The organism is Catenulispora subtropica, from assembly GCF_039531675.1.
Taxonomy (GTDB): domain Bacteria; phylum Actinomycetota; class Actinomycetes; order Streptomycetales; family Catenulisporaceae; genus Catenulispora; species Catenulispora subtropica.
On sequence record NZ_BAAAQM010000041.1, the window covers coordinates 64,509 to 83,132 of the forward strand.

Genomic DNA, 18,624 nt, shown 5'->3' on the forward strand with positions numbered 1-18,624 from the left:
CCTCACTTGTTTTCTACGGAGTCGGGAAGCAGGGCTGCGAAGTCGCCCAGCCGCTCGCGCAGCTGCGCCAGCCCGCGAGCGGACATGCTCTTGACCGTGCCCGCGCTGATTCCGAGCGCGGCCGCGGTCTGTTCGACGCTCTGGTCCTCCCAGTAGCGAAGAGCGACGACGGCACGCGTACGCGGCGCCAGCGCGGCCAGCGCGGCCAGGATCGTCAGCCGCGCCGCGGTGTCGACCTCCACGGCCGGCCGGTCGACCAGCGCCTCCAGCGACGCCGCCTCGCGCTGCCACTTGCGGCTGTCGAGGAAGCAGCGGTAGACCACACGCCGCGCGTAGGCATCGGGCATGTCGATCATCCGCACCCGGTGCCACGACCGGAAGATCCGCTGGTACGCGGTCTGAACCAGGTCCTCGGCGAGGTGCCAGTCACCGCACAGCACGTAGGCCGAGCGCCTCAGGTGGCCCTGGCTTCCCGTGACGAAGGCCCTGAACTCCTCTTGGAGCTCCGGGCTGGTGCCTTTCCTGAGAGATCTCACGCAGATACAACCGGAGTAAGCGGGCTCAGGGTTCTAGCCCTTCTCCAAAGAAAAATGCAACCGCCAGCCTATTTCGGGGGTGCGGGCCGGCTCTCGTCTCGGCCAGCCCTTCGGCCACCACCTGCTCCCCGAGCGTGACCGTCACGTCAAGGTCAAGCCAGGAGCGCCCGGACGGTGGCGGCCAGGCCGGCGACGTCCACCGGCACCGATGTGTCGAGCTCGACGACCTGACCGATCCCGATCGGCTTGCCGAAGTTCCGGTCCCAGTAGTCGGGCGTGAACTCGTGATCGGGATGCACCGCGTGCCGCTCGCCGGAAGCCTGCCGCGCGCGGAACCGCCGGATGATTTCCTCGTGCGGCGCGGTGCAGTACACCTCCACCAACGTCCCGCCGGTGCTCAGCTCCCGCAGAGACGCGTTCTGCTGCTCATGGCCGTGCCAGAAGTTCGCCTCCAGCACGCAGCCCGGCGCGTCCGCGGCCAGCAGCCAGAGCAGCTCCATCGACGCCGCGCCCAGCCGCCGCGACCACGTGAGGTCCACCGGGCCGTTCTCGGCGAGTACGTCGTGCATCCGCTCCTTGATACCGTCCTTCGCGAACAGCGGCAGCCCCAGCGCCCTGGCCAGCGGCCGCGCGATCGTGGTCTTGCCGACTCCGGGCGCACCGGAGATCATCACGATCCTGCGATGGAAGGGCTCTGCCGCGCTCGCGTCGTCGCTTGAGGTCACAAGAAGGTTTTACCCTCGCCCCGGTAGGTCGGGACGGAGCGGACCACCTCGTCGCCCGCTATCAGGTGCAGCGTGTCGAATCGTTCGCACAGCTCGCCGGCCTTCGTGTGCCGGAACCACACCCGGTCGCCGACCCGCAGCGTCGCGGCCACCTTGCCCAGCAGCGGCGTCTGCACCTCGCCGGCCGCCTCGTTCGGGTCGTAGGACAGCCCCGGCGGCAGGTACGGCTGCGGCAGGCGGTCCTTCCCGGCCGCGCCGGAGGCCGGGTAGCCGCCGCCCAGCGCCGTCGCGACCTCCGGTCCCGGACGCCGCACCACCGGCAGCGCGAACAACGCCGCGGGCCGGCCGCGGAAGGAGCGGTAGGAGTCGAACAGCCACGGCTGGTACAGACCGGAGCCCGCGGCGATCTCGGTCACCGCGTCCTCGGCGGTCGTGCGCTCGATGCTGCCCGTGCCGCCGCCGTTGACGAACTCCAGCGGGGCCAGCGCCCGGACCGCGTCCACGATCGCCGCGCGCCGCGTCGCCAGCTCCCGGGCCGAGCGGCTCTGCATCGCCCGGATCGCGGCGCCGCGCAGCGGCCGTCCGGGAGGGGCGTCGCCGACGCCGGCGATCTGCGATTCGTAGGCCATCAGCCCCGCCAGGTGGAACGTGTCCCGCCGCACCACTTCCCGCGCCATGGCCGCCACCTGGGCCGGGGTGTGCAGCGGCGAGCGGCGCGCGCCGATGCGGATGCGGCCGCCGGCGGCGTGGAAGGCCGCGTCGATGTCGATGCACACCCGGATCGGGGCGCCGGGGCCGTCGGGCGCGGCGGCGATCGCCTTCTCGATCAGGTCCAGGTGGTCGACGCTGTCGACCATGACCGTGACGGCCGCCAGCGCCGTCTCGTCCCCGGCCAGCTGCGCGTAGGCGGCGCGGTCGGTGCTCGGGTACGCGACCACGATGTCGTCGAAGCCGCAGCCGGCCAGCCACAGGGCCTCCGGGAGCGTGTAGCCCAGGATGCCCTGATACCCGGGCAGCGCGAGGACTTCCTCCAGCAGCGCCCGGCAGCGGACCGACTTGCTCGCCACCCGGATCTGCTTGCCGGCCGCGCGCCGGGTCAGGTCCGCCGCGTTGGCGTGGAACGCGTCCAGGTCGACGGCGGCGAACGGCGGCTCGAGATCGGCGGTCGCGGTGTCGAGACGGCGGCGGTCCGATTCGGGGCCGGGCGGGGTGGGGGGCATGGGATCAGCCTCGCACACGCGAGCGGGGAGGCGGTAGGGGAGGTGAGGTTACGTGGGGGAGGGCGGGCGGCTACTGTTCTCCGCGTTCGGTTCTGAATAGGGGTGTTGAGGTGGACGCGGAGGAGAGCGCGCAGTCCGCGTCGGCAGACGTGCCCGGGCCTGCGGCGGCTTGGGCGGGGGACGGTGCGGCCGGTCTGGGATCGGTCCAGGTCGGGGGCGGGGTGACCGAGCGCCCCCGGATGGCCAAGCGTTATCGGCTCGGGACGGCGGCCACGCTGGTGGCCGGCGGGGCGCTGGCGGCGGCCGCGGTGGTGGCGACGGGCTCGGGCCCGAGCCCGTCCGGTGCGGCGAAGCCGGCGGTGGTGTCGTCATCGCAGCTGCAGGATCAGGCGATGCGGGCACTGTGGCGGACGAAGCCGGTGGAGCAGCTGTTCCCGGCGACGGTCGCGATCGGCAGCCAGTACGTGCGGCTGGGCGTCGCCGGCGCCGCCGGGTGCGAGGTGCTGCCCAAGGACTTCGTCACCGACCTGGCCGAGGCCGCGCCGGAGACGAAGTGTGTGAAGGTTTTGCGGGCGACGTACACCGACATCACGCAGACCGTCTTCGCGACGGTCGGGATCGTGGTCATCGACGGCAGCGCCGAGGACCGGGAGAAGGTGTGGCGGAACTGGACTCCGGACCGGGACTCCAGGCGGCCGGAGCTGATGCCGGACGTGTTCCCGGTGCCGGGGACGGCGGCGGCCACGTGGACCGACCAGCAGCGCACGGTTTGGAACTCCCAGTCCTCCCTCGACGGCTCCTACCTGGTGTACGTGGTCTCGGCGTTCGCCGACGGCCGCCCCGGCACCATGGACGGGCAACTGCGGGTGGGGACCGTCAAATCGCTGAATGCCGACTCGCCGCCGGTGCAGGCGGCATTGGGGCTGTCGCAGAGCTTCGCCGCGCAGTTCGACGAGGCCGGGAAGAAGCAGTGAACGCCGCTCCGGAGCGGGAAACGGGGAGGACCTCTGTGCAGGGGATTCTGCGTCGGATCGCGGCCTTGGCGGCCGCCTCCGTGCTCCCGGTGGTCGTCGCGGCTCCGGCCGCGCACGCCGACGCGGTGCGCGACGCGCAGTGGCCGATCGGGTTCCTGAACCTGCCGCAGGCTTGGAAGACCACCAAGGGCGCCGGGGTCACGGTCGCGGTGCTGGACACCGGCGTCGTCGGGACCCGCGCCGACCTCACCGGGCAGGTCACGACCGGCCCGGACCTGGTCGGGGGCAAGGAGAAGCCGGGCGACGCGCAGTGGGGCGTGCACGGGACCGGGATGGCGTCCGTGATCGCCGGGCACGGCCACGGACCCGGCAACGGCGCGGGCGTGATGGGCGTGGCGCCGGAGGCGAAGATCCTCTCGGTGCGGGTGATCCGGGACGACGAGAGCCCGGACCGCGGACTGCTGGAGCTGTCGCACACACCCATCTCCGAAGGCATCCGCTACGCCGTCGACCACGGCGCACAGGTGATCAGCATGTCGCTCGGCGGCACCGTCGAGGGCGCGGACAGCGACACCACGCACGAGGCCGACGCGGTCCGCTACGCGCTCGCGCACGGCGTGTCCGTGGTGGTCGCGGCGGGCAACGGCGGCCGGGACCCGGCGAGGGACGTCACCGAGTACCCGGCCGGTGAGCGCGGGGTCATCGGCGTCGCGGCCGTGGACCGCTTCGGCAAGCGCGCGTCGTTCTCCTCAACCGGCTGGGACGTCGCGGTCGCCGCACCGGGCGTGGACATCCCGCAGGCGCTGCCGGTCGACGACGCGGGAACCGGCGCCTACGACGAGTTCGGCCCGCTGATCGGCACCGACACCCTGGTCGGCAGCGGCACGAGCCCGGCCTGCGCGTACGTCGCGGGCGTGGTGGCCCTGATCCGCTCGGCCAACCCCGCCCTGAGCCCGTTGCAGGTCGCGCAGATCGTCAAGGACACCGCCTCCCACCGCCCGGCCCTCGGCCACGACGACCAGTTCGGCAACGGCATCGTCGACCCGGTCGCCGCCCTGAAGGCGGCCGCGGGCGTCGCGGGCGAGCCGGCGACGCCGACCCCCGGGGCGTACAAGGGGCCGAAGTACTTCGGCTACGGACCCGAGACGGTCGCGGACCAGCAGCTCGGTGGGCTGAGCCGGCGGGAGCGCGGGATCGCCGACGCCGCGATCGCGGGCACCGGTTCGCTGCTGCTCGCCGGATGGATGGTGGTTCGGGGACGGAGGAAAGCCCGGGAAGCCCGGGCTGCCGCCGCCATGACGACGGGCGGCGGCGGGATGGTCGGGCTGGCCGGGCCAGGACCGATGGGACCGATGGGACCCGTCGGACCCGTCCGACCGGTCGGCGCCGGATGGGCTGGCGCCTTTCCCAGCGTGGGATCGGCGTCAACTATCGCCTTGTCGACTAATACACCTAGCTGGCAGACGGCTGACATCGCGCCGACCGAGCCGACCGCACCGACCGAGTCCACCGAGCCGACCGAGTCCGCCGGCCCGCCCGCGCAGGCTGACGCACCCGCGCAAGCGGACCCGCCGGCCCCGACTACAGTCGACTCCATGACCGACTTCGCCGGACGCACCATCGCCCCCTCCGCCTTCCCCGACGACAACGGCACCGCGGATCCCGCCCTGCTGGCCGTCCTGGAGGCGCAGGGGCGCGGGGAGGCAGCCGTCGAGCACGCCTACGGCTACCTGCTCAACGCGCGGGTGCTGGCGCCGATCGTGGCGGTGCTCGGCGAGGCCGAGGAGGTCGAGGACGAGCAGGGAAGGAACCTGCGGCGGGACAAGAACAGCGACATGGCCCTGGTGACACTGGTCGCGCCGGACGGCACGCGCGCCATGCCGGTCTTCACATCGGTGGCGGCCCTCGCGGCCTGGAACGCGGAGGCACGGCCCATGCCGGTGCCGTTCCCGCGGGCCTGCGCGGCGGCGAAGGCGGAGGGCGCGGAGATCGTGCTCGTCGACCTCGGGCTGCCGTCGTTCCTGGAGGTTGAGCCGGCGGCGGTGCGGGCCTTCGCGGCCGTGCTGGAGAAGGCCGAGGCCGAGGGGAACGCAGGCGAAGACGGCGCGAGCCCGGCGTAGAACGCGACGCGGCCGCTTCCTCGGGAGCTGAAAACGGGGCTACAACTCGCTGTCCTCGGCGAACTGCTCCCACTGGAGGCTGGATAAGGCGGCGGTGACGAAGTCGGCAACCGTCCCGTCAAGTCCTTCCTGGAACCAGACCACGGTGAGGTACGACCGGTAGAGCACGTCGTCGAGTCGCTCGTCGACGCGGTCCGATTGAAACGCGCCACGGCAGTACGTCCCGGGCAGGACCTCGACGGGCCCGAACGCCCGTGCCGCCTTTGGCTCGGGGTAGCTGCGCGGCGGTGTGATCACGTGCACCGGAGGTGTCCAGAAGGGGCTCTCAGGTCGCTTGGACAGCGCCGAAAGCAGCCGGTCGTTGATCAACGCGCAGGGATAGCCCTCGAGCATCCCGCCGTACGTCGAGAAGATCTCCAAGCGATTCAGTTCGATGTCGCGCCCTGAGGCCAGAGGTATCCACGCAAGCGTCACGGTGGGATCCTTTCAGCAAAGACCCCACGGTCCCTCCAGGAGCCCGAACCTACGACCGCGCGTAAACCGCCCCGGTGAATTTCTCGCCCGGCCCCTGCCCCGGCTCGTCCGGGTACGGCGACGCTTCGCGGAACGCCAGCTGCAGCGTCCGCAGACCGTCCCGCAGCGGTGCGGCGTGCTGTGAGCCGATCTCCGGGGCGGCCGCGGTGATCAGGCCGGCCAGTGCGGTGATCAGCTTGCGGGCCTCGTCCAGGTCCAGGTCGGCCTCGCCGTTCTCGGCCAGGCCGAGTTTCACCGCGGCCGCGCTCATCAGGTGCACCGCCAGGGTGCCGATGACCTCGACCGCCGGGACGTCCGCCAGGTCGCGCTGCTCGGCCAGGTCGGCTTCGAGGTCGGCTCCCAGGTCGGCTCCCAGGTCGTCCGCCAGGGTGCCGATCGCGTCGGCGGCGGGAATGTCCGAGGCGCTGGGGGTGTTGTCGGTCACTGCGGCTCCTTGCGGCGGATCTGTCCTGTGCCGGTCCAGCTTCCCACGCCGTGGTCGGTGACCTCGTGTCACGGCCGCCCCGCGGAAGCTGCTAGTATCGGTTCCACGACCGATCCGGGCATGCTCGTGTGTGCCCCGATCCGCAAGCGGAGATCCATCTCCCACCTGGTCAGCCCTCGGGCGGACGGGTTCCGGTCACACAGCCTCACACTCGGGGCTGCGTCCGTCGGCGTACACGCCGAAGGGTAGCGCGTTCCGAGTGTCGGTCAGTCCGGTGGTGGAGCCTCGCATGCATGTCGTGCGGGGCTTTTGTGTTTTCCGCGCAGGAGCCGCGTACCGAACAGAGCCGGGCGAAGAGCCCAAAACGTAGGAGGCCCCATCAGCACTGAGCCCCGTATCAACGACCGGATCCGCGTTCCCGAAGTGCGGCTGGTCGGCCCCAACGGTGAGCAGGTCGGCATCGTGTCGATCCAGGACGCGCTCCGGCTGGCTCAGGAGCAGGATCTCGACCTGGTCGAGGTCGCCGCGACCGCGCGCCCGCCGGTCGTCAAGGTCATGGACTACGGCAAGTACAAGTACGAGTCCGCCCTGAAGGCCCGTGAGGCGCGCAAGAACCAGGCGCACACGGTCATCAAGGAGATGAAGCTCCGCCCGAAGATCGACCCGCACGACTACGAGACCAAGAAGGGTCACGTGGTGCGGTTCCTGAAGGCCGGGGACAAGGTCAAGATCACCATCATGTTCCGCGGTCGGGAGCAGTCCCGGCCCGAACTCGGCCGGCGGCTGCTGAGCAAGCTCGCCGAGGACGTGGCCGAGCTCGGCTTCGTCGAGTTCGCGCCGAAGCAGGACGGCCGCAACATGATCATGGTCCTCGGCCCGCACAAGAAGAAGACCGAGGCGATGGCCGAGGCCCGCGCGGCCAAGGAGCAGCGCAAGGCCGGCGGCCCGGCCGCCGAGTCCGAGGCCCCGCCCGCGGAGGCCGAGGCTCCGGGTGCCGAGTCGGCGACGACGGCGACCGCCGCCGAGCCGGCCGCCGACGCCGCGACAGAAGAGCAGTCCTGACCCCGGTCAGGCCGGACGGGCTCCGGGCCGGAGCCGCCCGACGCTGAATCCAGCGCGGCGGCCGGCCGGAGCGTAGAGCGAGAGCGGATCCGTGCGGGGACACCCCCACGGATCCGCCCCATGTGAAGGAGAAGCGGCGCCATGCCGAAGCAGAAGACCCACAGCGGTTCCAAGAAGCGTTTCAAGGTGACCGGCTCGGGCAAGATCATGCGCGGCCAGACCGGCATGCGCCACAACTTCGAGCGCAAGTCCTCGGAGCTGACCCGCCGTCTGACCGGCGAGGTCGAGGTCGCCAAGTCCGACGTCAAGCGCGTCCGGCGGCTGCTCGGCCGCTGAGGCGCCCCGCGTCGCAACGCCCCCCGACCTAGTTACTGAGCAGGAGATAGAACAATGGCACGCGTCAAGCGGGCAGTGAACGCCCAGAAGAAGCGCCGCGTCGTCCTCGAGCAGGCCGCCGGTTACCGCGGCCAGCGCTCGCGGCTGTACCGCAAGGCGAAGGAGCAGGTCACCCACTCCCTCGTCTACGCCTACCGCGACCGCAAGGACCGCAAGGGCGACTTCCGCCGGCTGTGGATCCAGCGCATCAACGCCGCCGCCCGCGCCGAGGGCATGACCTACAACCGCTTCATCCAGGGCCTGCACCTGGCGAACGTGGAGGTCGACCGCAAGATGCTGGCCGAGCTGGCCGTCAACGACGCCGAGGCCTTCCGCGCCCTGGTCGACGTCGCGAAGAAGGCGCTGCCCTCCGACGTGAACGCGCCCAAGGCCGCGGCCTGAGCAGCCTTCCGATCTGAAGCCCCACCTCGAGGATCGGCACGGTAAGCGATGAGCGAGGCGAGTCCCGAGCTGTCCAACCAGCGCGCACCCCGCGCGGTGGCGGCCCGGCGGCTCGCCTCGCGGTCGTATCGAAGTAGACAGCGACTCTTCCTGGCCGAGGGGCCGCAGGCCGTCCGCGAGGCCGCCGACCTGGACGGCGTGCTGGTCGAGCTGTTCGCCACCCGCGAGGCCGCGGACCGCCACGACGACATCGTCGCCGCCGCCCGCCGACAGGGTGCGAAGATCACTCCGGCCACCCCCGAGCTGGTCGCGTCGCTGAGCGAGACCGTCACGCCGCAGGGTCTGATCGGCGTGTGCCGCTTCCTGGACGTGCCGCTGGAGGCGCACCTCGCCGCGCACCGGCCGAAGCTGGTCGCGATCCTGGCCCACGTCCGCGATCCCGGCAACGCCGGCACGGTGCTCCGCTGCGCCGACGCCGCCGGTGCCGACCTGGTCGTGGTCACCGCCGAGTCGGTCGACGTCTACAACCCCAAGGCGGTGCGCGCCTCGGCCGGCAGCCTCTTCCACGTCCCGGTGGCCGTCGGCGTCACCGCCGAGGACGCCGTCGGCGCTCTGCGTGAGGCGGGCTTGAGGATTCTCGCCGCGGACGGGACCGGCGCGGCCGACCTGGACGACGAGCTGGACGCCGGCCGCCTGGCGCAGCCCACCTGCTGGCTGTTCGGCAACGAGGCCTGGGGTCTGCCCGAGCAGCTCCTGGGCCTGGCCGACGAGGCGGTGCGGGTGCCCATCCACGGCCGCGCCGAAAGCCTCAACCTGGCGACGGCGGCAGCAGTGTGCTTATATTCCTCTGCCCGGGCGCAGCGCTGAGCGTCCCTCGCGAGTCCCTCCCGAGTCCGCAGGCGGTCACCGTGGCGAATGGCCCGCCACCGGTAGCCCGTGATCCGTCGCGGCGGAACGATAGTGTGGCGGATCGACGGAAGGTGACGCAAAAGACGCACAGCGCGAGGACGGCGCGGGCAGGCAGGAGGACCGTCAGGTGACCGTATCGGTCGGGGCACGCGAGGCGGGGCGCGGCATGCGCCTGTTCGCCGGCGCGCTCGACGGCCTGCTGGTGCCCGACGACCTCCCGGACGGGTTCGTCGCCGCCGACGACGGCGGCGTGGTGCGGGTCTTCAACCGCGCGGCCTCGGCCCTCACCGGCATCGCCGCGGACGACGCGCTGGGCCGCGATTTCACCGAGGTGCTGCCCCTGCGCACCTCCGACGGCCGCGACTGGTGGCGCCTCACCGACCCCTACGGCGGGCTGAGCATAAGGACCGGGCATCCCGAGGTACCGCTGTGGCTGATGCCCGGCGACGGTGCCGGTGCCGACGGGGATGCCGACGCTGACATCGGCGCTGATGCCGGTCCTGATACGCGCATTCCTCTCCTCTCCGATGCCGCCGCGATCGACCCCGAGACCGGCACCGAACTCCTCGTCACCGCCCGCTACCTGCGCCGCGACGGCCGCTCCACCCCGGTCACCGGCCTCGTGCTGGCCCTGCGCGGCACCGAGCTGCGCCGCCGTCGCGACCGCCGGCAGGCCGACCTGATCGCCACCGTCGCCCACGAGCTGCGCTCCCCGCTGACCAGCGTCAAGGGCTTCACCGCGACTCTGCTGGCGCGCTGGGACCGGTTCACCGACGACCAGAAGCGCATGATGCTCCAGACCGTCGACGCCGACGCCGACCGCGTGGTCCGCCTGATCGCCGAGCTGCTCGACGTCGCGCGCCTGGACTCCGGCCGGATGGAGCTGCGCCGCGTCCCGGTCGACCTGCACGAGCTGATCACCGATCAGGTGCGGGCCTGCGTGGCGCAGGGCGTGCCGGAGGAGACGTTCCGCATCCAGGTTCCGCGCGGGCTGCCCGCGGTCTCCGCCGACCCGGACAAACTCCGCCAAGTACTGGCCAATCTTCTGGAAAACGCCGTGCGCCACGGCGGAGGAACTGTCACAATCGAGGCTCGGGCCGAGGACGACCGGTCCCACCCGGACAGTCTCCATACTGAAGGTGTGTCGAGCGTGGCGGTTGCGGTGAGCGACGAAGGTCCCGGGATCCCGGAGGACCAGCTCACTCGCGTCTTCACCCGGTTCTTCCGGGGTGGCCGCCGGGGCGGGACCGGCCTTGGCCTCTCCATCGTGAAGGGGCTCGTGGAAGCCCACGGCGGTGTGGTGTCCGCCGGGAACGCCGCCACCGGTGGCGCCCGCTTCCGATTTACCTTGCCCGTCGCGTAGGGCCGCCCCGGCCCGACGCGCGGGCTGCTCCGCGTTCCCGAACGTCTTTCCGCCTGTTCGCCTACTCGCGCCGTGTCACAGCGCGGGCGGAATCCGTGTTCGCCCGATACCCCCTCTAGACTCGGCTGTGCCCTGCTGAGCTCGCGGGGCCGTGAATCCTTGGAGACGTCAACAACATGTCGGCACCGAACAAGTCGTACGACCCGGTGGAAGTCGAGGCGGTGAAGCCGGACGAGGTCGCCCGCCACCGGGCCGACGCGCTCGCCGCGATCACCGCGGCGGCGACGCTGGACGAACTGCACCAGGTGAAGATCGCCGTGGCCGGCGACCGCGCCCCGCTGGCCCTGGCCAACCGCGAGATCGGCGCCCTGCCGCCGGCCGCGCGCGCCGAGGCCGGCAAGCGCATCGGCGAGGCCCGCGGCGCGGTGAAGCAGGCGCTGGCCGAGCGGCAGGAGCAGCTGGAGGCCGAGCGGGACGCCCGCGTCCTCATCGAGGAGGCGGTGGACGTCACCCTGCCGTGGGACCGCGCCCCGCGCGGCGCCCGGCACCCGCTGACCACGATCCAGGAGCGGATCGCGGACATCTTCGTGGCCATGGGCTACCAGGTGGTGGACGGCCCCGAGGTCGAGGCCGAGTGGTACAACTTCGACGCGCTGAACTTCCCGCCGGACCACCCGGTGCGCGACCTGCAGGACACGTTCTTCGTGGCCGGCAAGGAGGACGGCGCCGGGGGCGAGAACACGGCCAGCGGCCTGGTGCTGCGCACCCACACCTCCCCGGTCCAGGCGCGCACGCTGCTGGCGCAGGGCGCCCCGGTCTACGTGGTCTCCCCGGGGCGCACCTATCGCACCGACGAGCTCGACGCCACGCACACCCCGGTGTTCAGCCAGATCGAGGGCCTGGCCGTCGACGAGGGCCTGACGATGGGGGACCTGAAGGGCACCCTGGACCACTGGGCCACCGCCATGTTCGGCGACGGCGTGGTCACCCGCCTGCGTCCGCACTTCTTCCCGTTCACCGAGCCGTCGGCCGAGGTCGACCTGCAGTGCTTCGTGTGCAAGGGCGCCTCGGTGGGCGACCCCGAGAACCCGTGCCGCACCTGCGGTTCGGAGGGCTGGATCGAGTGGGGCGGCTGCGGCATGGTCAACCCGCGCGTTCTGATCGCGTGCGGCGTGGACCCCGAGCGCTACAGCGGGTTCGCCTTCGGGATGGGCCTTGAGCGGAGCCTGATGTTCCTGAACAACGTCCAGGACATGCGGGACATGATCGAGGGAGACGTGCGCTTCACGCTCCCGTTCGGGATGGAGATCTGATGCGCGTCCCCTACTCCTGGCTGCAGGACTACGTTGCGCTGCCGGACGGGACCACCGCGTTCGCGGTCGCGGACAAGCTGACCGACACCGGCGGCGGCAAGCTGGAGACCATCGAGCACGCCGGGGAGGGCCTGACCGGGCCGCTGGTCGTCGGCGAGGTCGTCGCCATCGAGGAGCTGACCGAGTTCAAGAAGCCGATCCGGCACTGCCGCGTCGTCGTCACGGCGGCGGCCGAGGGGCCGGGCTCGGCCGCGGACCCGCAGTCGATCGTCTGCGGCGCCCGCAACTTCGCGGTCGGCGACCACGTCGTGGTCGCGCTGCCCGGCGCGGTGCTGCCCGGCGACTTCCGGATCGCCGCGCGCAAGACCTACGGCCGGGACTCCGACGGCATGATCTGCTCGGCGCGCGAACTGGGCCTGGGCGACGACCACAGCGGCATCATCGTGCTGCCCGCGGAGTCGCCGGTGGGCGCCGACGCGATCGCCTATCTGGGCCTGGACGACGAGGTCATCGAGTTCGAGATCACCCCGGACCGCGGATACGCGCTGTCGCTGCGCGGGATCGCGCGCGAGGCGGCGATCGGGTTCGGGGTGCCGTTCCAGGACCCGGCCGGGCTGGCGACGCCGGAGGCGAACGACGGCGGCTACCCCGTGGTGGTCGAGGACCCGGCCGGCTGCGACGTGTTCGTGGCTCGGATCGTGACCGGCATCGACCCGCAGGCGCCGTCGCCGCTGTGGATGCAGCGGCGGCTGCAGATGGCCGGGATGCGGCCGATCTCGCTGATCGTCGACGTCACCAACTACGTGATGCTGGAGCTGGGCCAGCCGATCCACGCCTACGACCGGCAGCGGCTGTCCGGGGCGATCGTGGTGCGGCGGGCCCGGGCCGGCGAGGTGCTGGAGACGCTGGACGGCGCCAAGCGGCAGCTGGACCCGGCGGACCTGCTGATCACCGACGACTCCGGGCCGATCGGCCTGGCCGGCGTGATGGGCGGCGCGTCCACCGAGATCCACGACGGCTCCACCGAGGTGGTGATCGAGGCCGCGCACTTCGAGGCGACGTCGATCGCGCGCACCGTGCGGCGGCACAAGCTGTTCTCCGAGGCGTCCAAGCGCTTTGAGCGCGGCGCGGACCCGGCCACCGCCGCGGCGGCGGCGCAGCGCGTGGTGGACCTGCTGGTCGAGCTGGCCGGCGGCACCGCCGACGCGGGCGTGACGGTGGTCGGCGCGGCGACGCGGCCGGCGCCGATGACGATCCCGTGGACGTACCCGGGCCGGGTCGCGGGTGTGGACTACACCCGCGAGGAGGTCGAGACGCGTCTCACCCAGGTCGGGTGCGACCTGGCGCCCTCCGGCGACGACGACCTGGTGGTCACGCCGCCGAGCTGGCGCCCGGACCTGCGCGACCCGAACGACCTGGCCGAGGAGGTCATCCGGCTGGAGGGCTTCGACCGGCTGCCCTCGACGCTGCCCAGGGCCGGCGCGGGCACCGGCTACAGCCACGCCCAGCGGATCCGCCGCCGGGTCGGCACGGCGCTGGCCTCGGCCGGCTACGTCGAGGTGATCGCCTACCCGTTCCTCGGGCCGGCCGACCTGGACGCGCTCGGCCTGCCGGAGGACGACCCGCGGCGCAACACCGTGCCGCTGGCGAACCCGATCTCCGAGGAGCAGCCGTCGATGCGCACGACGCTGCTGCCCGGGCTGCTGGCGGCGCTGCGGCGCAACGTCGGCCGCGGCTCCGGCGACCTGGCGCTGTTCGAGCAGGGCCTGGTGTTCCGTCCGAAGCGGGACGCCGCCCCGGTGGCGCCCCGGCTCACGGTCGAGCGCCGTCCCACCGACGAGGAGCTGGCCACCCTGGACGCGGCGCTGCCGCACCAGCCGCGGCGGGTCGCCGTGGTGCTGTCCGGCCTGCGCGAGCCGGCCGGCTGGTGGGGCGCCGGGCGCCCGGCCGGCTGGCAGGACGCGATCCAGGCGGCGCGGATCATCGCCGACGCCTGCCGGGTCGACCTGGAGGTCACCCAGGACCAGCACGAGCCCTGGCACCCGGGCCGCTGCGCCCGGCTGGCGGTGAACGGGCGTCTGGTCGGCCACGCCGGCGAGCTGCACCCCCGAGTGGTCGCCGAACTGGGCCTGCCGCCCCGCACCGCCGCCCTGGAGCTCGAACTGGACCGGATGATCCCGGCCGAGGAGGTGCTGACGCAGGCGCCGCGGATCTCCTCGATGCCGGTCGCCACCCAGGACGTGGCACTGGTCGTGGACGCCTCGGTGCCGGAGCACGCGGTGGAGGCGGCGCTGCGCGAGGGCGCGGGCCCGCTGCTGGAGTCGCTGAGGCTGTTCGACGTCTACACCGGCGAGCGGATCGGCGAGGGCCGCAAGTCCCTGGCCTTCGCGCTGCGGTTCCGGGCGGAGGACCGGACGCTGACCGCGGAGGAGGCGAGCGCGGCACGCGAGGAGGCGGTGGCGCTGGCGGCCGCGCGGACCGGCGCGGTGCTGCGGAGCTAGAAACGGCTTCTGGATCCCGGAGCTGGAAACGGGAACGGGAGCTGGAGACAGGTGCTGGAAACAGGTGCTGGAAACGCCCGGCCGGGCTCGCCTCGGCCGGGCGTTTCCGTGTCCCGGGGGCGCGCTACGCCACCAGGGCCCGCCGCGGTGCGTCGCGCAGGATCCGGTCGACGGTCTCCTCGGGGCTCAGCTCCGAGGAGACGAACCACCAGCCGACGTCCCCGAGCTCGCGGCGCATCGCGGCCTCCAGGACGTCGTAGCCCTCGAAGTGGAACTGCTGGTCCGGATGCCTGATCGTGTTGCGGTACCGGCACGCCGCGATGCCCGGGGCCAGGACCACGAACATGACCGGCCGGGGCGCGAGCAGCTCGATGAAGAGGTCGAACTGCTCGCGGTTCGGGATGACCCAGTCGATCAGCGCGGTGAAGCCGGCGTCGGCCATGTTGGCCGCCAGCGCGCACAGGTTGCGGTTGCACAGCTCGACCTGGCGCGCGGCCTCGTCGGCGGGTTCGCCCAGGGCCCAGACCCGGCCGCCGATCACGAACCGGTTGACGACGTCGCCGTCCATCCGTGCGGACCGGTTCAGCTTCTCGGCGGCGAGCTGGGCGATGGTCGACTTCCCGGCGCCGGGCATACCCGTGATGATCAGGACTCCGGGGAGGGCGGTGGATTCAGTCACGGGGGCCGATGATTCAGACCTTTGATCCGCCGGGCAACCGATTTCCCCGGAGGCCGGCGCCGGCCGGGCTCCGCCTGGAACCCGGCGCGTGGTGCCTCCCCATTGCGCGACAGCGGCTCGCAGTGCCGCAAGCGGCGGTCCTAGCGATGATCACCGTGTCTCCCCTCGCTCCTTGCGTCGGCGCACATCCGGCGCAAGCCAAACGCAAGCCTCGGCGTTGAGAATTGATGTCAACCAGGGAACACCGTCGGGGACCTGGCCGGGAGGGGTTCTGCGAGATTCCGTATCGGGGGCTGGCAGGACCCGGGGGGTCCATAAGCGCGCAGTCTGCCCGTCGTGGGGCGGCGGGCAGACTGCGATCTTGGTGGACGCCGCGGGTTGGGCCGGTCGAGGGGGTCGGCCGAACGCGGTCGGCTCCCGGGGCCGGCGGTTCGGGGACGCGGGACGGGGGCCGGGATCGGAACGGGGACGGGATCGGGTCGGTGCTCAGGCCGAGATCGTTCCTGTACTCAGTCCGGGCCCGGGCCGGAGCTCATCCCGAACTCACTCCGCGGCGCGGTCGTCCTCTGTGGCGAGGCCGTCCTCCGCACTGTGCTCGTCGAGCTCGGCGAGCTCGACGAGACCGGCGATCTCGCGCGTGAGGTCCGCGGCGAAGCCCTGCCGCCCCAGCCGCTGGAAGATCTCCCGGGCCCGGACCCACGTCCGGCGGGCGTCGTCGACCCGGCCCAGGGCCGCTTGGGCCTCGCCGAGCGCCCACAGCGCGTAGCCCTCACCGTCGTGGTTGCCGATCGACCGGTGCAGCTCCAGCGCCTTCTCGATGGAGCCGATGCCCTCCTCCGGCCGGCCGTCCTTGACGTGGAGCTTGCCGAAGTTGCCCCAGGCGATGGCCAGCCGCGGGGTGTCGCCGGCGGCCTCCGCCTCGGCGAGCAGCCGCGGATACACCGCCAACGCCCGCTCCGGCTGCCCGGAGTCCCGCAGCGACTCGGCCAGCGCGAGCAGCACCGACACCCGCATGCTGGCCAGCAGCGGAGTCTCCGGCAGACCCTCGATCTCGGCCAGCGACGACTGCAACCGCTCGGCGGCCTCGCCGGGCCGGCCGCTCTGCGCGACCGTGATCGCCGCGTTGATGCGGGCCTGCGCCACCCGCTCGGCCAGCCCGGCCTTCTCGTAGTGCGCAACGGCCTCCGCGAACGTGGCGATGGCCTCGTCGAAGCGCCCGAGCGCGCCGTAGACGATGGCGAGGTTGTTCAACTGGACACCCGCCACCTCCGCCTCGCCGAGGGCCACCGCCGACGCGACCGCCACCCGCAGCGGCTCCTCGAGCTCTTCCACCCGTCCCCGGATGCGGAAACCGTGCAGCAGCACCAGAGGGAGCGCGGCGGCGGTGGCGTGGTCGCCGTTGCCGGCCGCCGTCGTCACCGCCTCCAGCAGACCCGCCGACTCCCGGTCGAACCAGTCGCCGGCCTCGGGCAGCCCGTCGAAGGGCACCGGGCCGCCACGCGGGATCCAGGCCTCCCACGCCAGCTTGGGACGGTTCGGGTTGAACAGATGATCCGCCGCCGCGGCCACGGCCAGGCACCACGCCGTCCAGCGCCCCAGCGCCGCGGCCCGCTCGCCGGCGCCGTCACTCGCCCGCGCGTGCTCCCGAGCCAGCTCCTGGATCAGCGGATGGAACGCGAACCGGTCCGACCCCGCAGCCTCCAGCAGCGACACCTCGACCAGGTGCTCCACCGCGGAGTCGGCGTCGAACTCGTCGACGTCCAGCACCGCCGCGGCCGCCGGAAGACTGAAGCGCTCGCCGCCGATCAGGCTCAGCAGCCGGAAGGCGCGCGCCAAGTCGACGTCGCGACCGGTGGCGCCGTAGTCGAGGGCGCGGTAGCTCTCCTCCAGCGGACCGCGCAGGGCGGAGCGATCGGCGGGGTCGGTCTCGGGCCGGTCTCCAGCTCCCGGTTCCACGATGCCGTTTCCAACTCCGGTGTCGCCGAGCGCGTCGGCATCCTCGTCCAGCGCGTCGATGCCCTCCAACCGCCGCCCGACCGTCTCCAGCCGCGCGACCAGCGACGCCACGCTCCGGTTCCGCCGCTGCGCCAGCCGCGCGCCGCAGATCCGCAGCGCGATCGGCAGGCCGCCGCACGCCTCGGCCAGGCGGACCAGCGCCTCCGGCTCGGCCGCGGCCCGGTCGGCGCCGATGATGCGGGCGAGCATGGCGGCGGCCTGCTCCGTCGGCAGGCTGCCCAGTTCCACCGGCACCTGGCCCGGCAGGCCCGGCAGCCGACGCCGGGTGGTGACCACCACCGCGGCCGGCGCGCCGGCCGGCAGCAGGCGGCGGATCTGAGCCGGGTCGGTGGCGTCGTCCAGCACCAGCAGCACCCGGCGGTCGGCCAGCGTGGTGCGCAGCAGCGCCGAGCGCTTGTCCGCGTCGCCTGGGAACTCGGTGACGCCCAGCGCCCGCAGCACCTCGGCGACCAGTTCGCCCGGCCGCCGCGGCGCGCGCAGCCCGCCGAGCCGCACGAACACCTGGCCGTCCGGGAACTCCGAGCGCAGCCGCTGTCCCAGGCGCACCGCGAACGAGGTCTTGCCGACGCCGCCCGGCCCCGTGACCACCACGACCGGGGCCGGATCGCCCGGCTCGGCCGCCGTGAGCGCCTCCGCCACGGCGGCGAGCTGCTCCTCGCGCCCGGTGAAGTCGGCGACCCCGGCCGGGAGCAGGTGCGGCGCGGCCGGCCGACGGTCCTCGTCCTCGCGCAGGATCTCGTGGAAGGCGGCCCGCAGCTGCTCCCCGGGCTCGATGCCGGCCTCCTCGACAAGCACCCGCCGCACTCGCTGGTACTCGGCCAGCGCCTCGGCCCGCCGACCGTCCGCGGCCAGCGCCTGCAGCAACAGGGCCGCGGGCCGCTCCCGGAACGGGTTCTCCGCGACCAGCACCCGCAACCGCGGGATCACAGCGGCGGCCCGCCCGAGCTGCACCTCGACCTCGCACAACTCCTCGCGGGTCGCCAGCTCCTGCTCGTCCCAGTAGCGGACGGCGTCGTCACGCCACGGTCCGCCCGGCACGTCGGCGAGCGGTGCGCCCCGCCACAGCCCGAGCGCCTCGTTGTAGGCGGTCGCGGCGGCGGCGAGATCCCCGCTCGCCACCGCGGCGCGGGCCTGGTCGCGCAGTGTGCGGAACACGTCGGCGTCCAGCTCGCCGGTCTCGAACTCGACGGTGTAGCCGGAGCTGTGGGTCCTGATGCGGTCGCCGAGCGGCCCCAGCGCGGTCCGCAGGCGGCTGAGATAGCTGTGCAGCGTCCCCGCCGCCCCGGCCGGGGGCTCCAGGTTCCACACCTGGTCGGCGAGATCGGCGGCGGCGACGGGCCGCGGCGCGGTCAGGAGCAGGGCCGCGAGCAGCGCGCGTTGGCGGGCCGCGGCGATCGGGCGCGGTCCGGTGGAATCCTCGACGAGCAGCGGACCCAGGATGCCGAACCGTACCCCTGACATGGACACGGAC

16 protein-coding genes are annotated in these 18,624 nt (G+C 72.8%); 9 read left to right on the forward strand and 7 right to left on the reverse strand.

Annotation, left to right across the window (positions count from 1 at the left end; all coding sequences use genetic code 11):
- Nucleotides 1–2: 2 nt before the first annotated feature.
- From ABD466_RS29720 to ABD466_RS29730, 3 genes are all read right to left on the reverse strand, one after another.
- Nucleotides 3–536 carry a SigE family RNA polymerase sigma factor gene (locus ABD466_RS29720; protein WP_344660509.1) on the reverse strand — a complete coding sequence of 178 codons (534 nt, stop codon included), beginning with the start codon at nt 534–536 and terminating at the stop codon, nt 3–5.
- Nucleotides 537–688: 152 nt separating this feature from the next.
- The gene (locus ABD466_RS29725; protein ID WP_344660510.1) at nt 689–1,261 is read right to left on the reverse strand and encodes a P-loop nucleotide/nucleoside kinase family protein; all 573 of its coding nucleotides are present in this window, start codon (nt 1,259–1,261) and stop codon (nt 689–691) included.
- A complete protein-coding gene (locus ABD466_RS29730; protein WP_344660511.1) occupies nt 1,258–2,481 on the reverse strand; it encodes an amino acid deaminase/aldolase in 1,224 nt (407 codons plus the stop codon). The genes ABD466_RS29725 and ABD466_RS29730 overlap by 4 nt, the downstream gene beginning before the upstream one ends.
- Nucleotides 2,482–2,591: 110 nt before the next feature.
- On the opposite strand from ABD466_RS29730, the gene ABD466_RS29735 reads away from it, so the two are divergent.
- Nucleotides 2,592–3,455, forward strand: a complete 864-nt coding sequence (locus ABD466_RS29735) for a hypothetical protein (protein ID WP_344660512.1) — start codon at nt 2,592–2,594, stop codon at nt 3,453–3,455.
- A gap of 35 nt (nt 3,456–3,490) precedes the next feature.
- A complete protein-coding gene (locus ABD466_RS29740; RefSeq protein WP_344660513.1) occupies nt 3,491–5,575 on the forward strand; it encodes a S8 family serine peptidase in 2,085 nt (694 codons plus the stop codon).
- 39 nt (nt 5,576–5,614) lie between these two features.
- On the opposite strand, the gene ABD466_RS29745 is transcribed toward ABD466_RS29740, so the two are convergent.
- Both ABD466_RS29745 and ABD466_RS29750 read right to left on the reverse strand, forming a co-directional pair.
- Nucleotides 5,615–6,049 (reverse strand): hypothetical protein, encoded by a 435-nt coding sequence (locus ABD466_RS29745; RefSeq protein ID WP_344660514.1) that lies wholly within the window; start codon nt 6,047–6,049, stop codon nt 5,615–5,617.
- A 49-nt stretch (nt 6,050–6,098) separates the two neighbouring features.
- On the reverse strand, nt 6,099–6,476 hold the full coding sequence (locus ABD466_RS29750) for a DUF1844 domain-containing protein (protein WP_344660540.1): 378 nt from the start codon (nt 6,474–6,476) through the stop codon (nt 6,099–6,101).
- Nucleotides 6,477–6,911: 435 nt separating this feature from the next.
- Here ABD466_RS29750 and infC point away from each other — a divergent pair, with 435 nt between their 5' ends.
- From infC to pheT, 7 genes are all read left to right on the forward strand, one after another.
- The gene (gene infC, locus ABD466_RS29755; protein ID WP_344660541.1) at nt 6,912–7,595 is read left to right on the forward strand and encodes a translation initiation factor IF-3; all 684 of its coding nucleotides are present in this window, start codon (nt 6,912–6,914) and stop codon (nt 7,593–7,595) included.
- Nucleotides 7,596–7,736: 141 nt separating this feature from the next.
- Complete coding sequence (gene rpmI / locus ABD466_RS29760; RefSeq protein ID WP_344660515.1) at nt 7,737–7,931, forward strand: 50S ribosomal protein L35; 195 nt, start codon at nt 7,737–7,739, stop codon at nt 7,929–7,931.
- A gap of 54 nt (nt 7,932–7,985) precedes the next feature.
- Complete coding sequence (rplT, locus tag ABD466_RS29765; protein ID WP_344660516.1) at nt 7,986–8,372, forward strand: 50S ribosomal protein L20; 387 nt, start codon at nt 7,986–7,988, stop codon at nt 8,370–8,372.
- Between the two features lie 48 nt (nt 8,373–8,420).
- The gene (locus ABD466_RS29770; protein WP_344660517.1) at nt 8,421–9,239 is read left to right on the forward strand and encodes a TrmH family RNA methyltransferase; all 819 of its coding nucleotides are present in this window, start codon (nt 8,421–8,423) and stop codon (nt 9,237–9,239) included.
- Between the two features lie 169 nt (nt 9,240–9,408).
- Entirely contained in the window at nt 9,409–10,644 is a 1,236-nt protein-coding gene (locus ABD466_RS29775; protein WP_344660518.1) for a sensor histidine kinase, read from the forward strand.
- A 176-nt stretch (nt 10,645–10,820) separates the two neighbouring features.
- A complete protein-coding gene (gene pheS / locus ABD466_RS29780; RefSeq protein WP_344660519.1) occupies nt 10,821–11,957 on the forward strand; it encodes a phenylalanine--tRNA ligase subunit alpha in 1,137 nt (378 codons plus the stop codon).
- Entirely contained in the window at nt 11,957–14,458 is a 2,502-nt protein-coding gene (pheT, locus tag ABD466_RS29785) for a phenylalanine--tRNA ligase subunit beta (protein ID WP_344660520.1), read from the forward strand. The genes pheS and pheT overlap by 1 nt, the downstream gene beginning before the upstream one ends.
- A 124-nt stretch (nt 14,459–14,582) precedes the next feature.
- Here the strand turns inward: pheT and ABD466_RS29790 are convergent, their stop codons facing one another.
- Nucleotides 14,583–15,137: an AAA family ATPase gene (locus ABD466_RS29790; RefSeq protein WP_344660521.1), complete on the reverse strand. Its 555-nt coding sequence runs from the start codon at nt 15,135–15,137 to the stop codon at nt 14,583–14,585.
- A 543-nt stretch (nt 15,138–15,680) separates the two neighbouring features.
- A complete protein-coding gene (locus ABD466_RS29795) occupies nt 15,681–18,614 on the reverse strand; it encodes an AfsR/SARP family transcriptional regulator (protein ID WP_344660522.1) in 2,934 nt (977 codons plus the stop codon).
- Nucleotides 18,615–18,624: the final 10 nt, after the last annotated feature.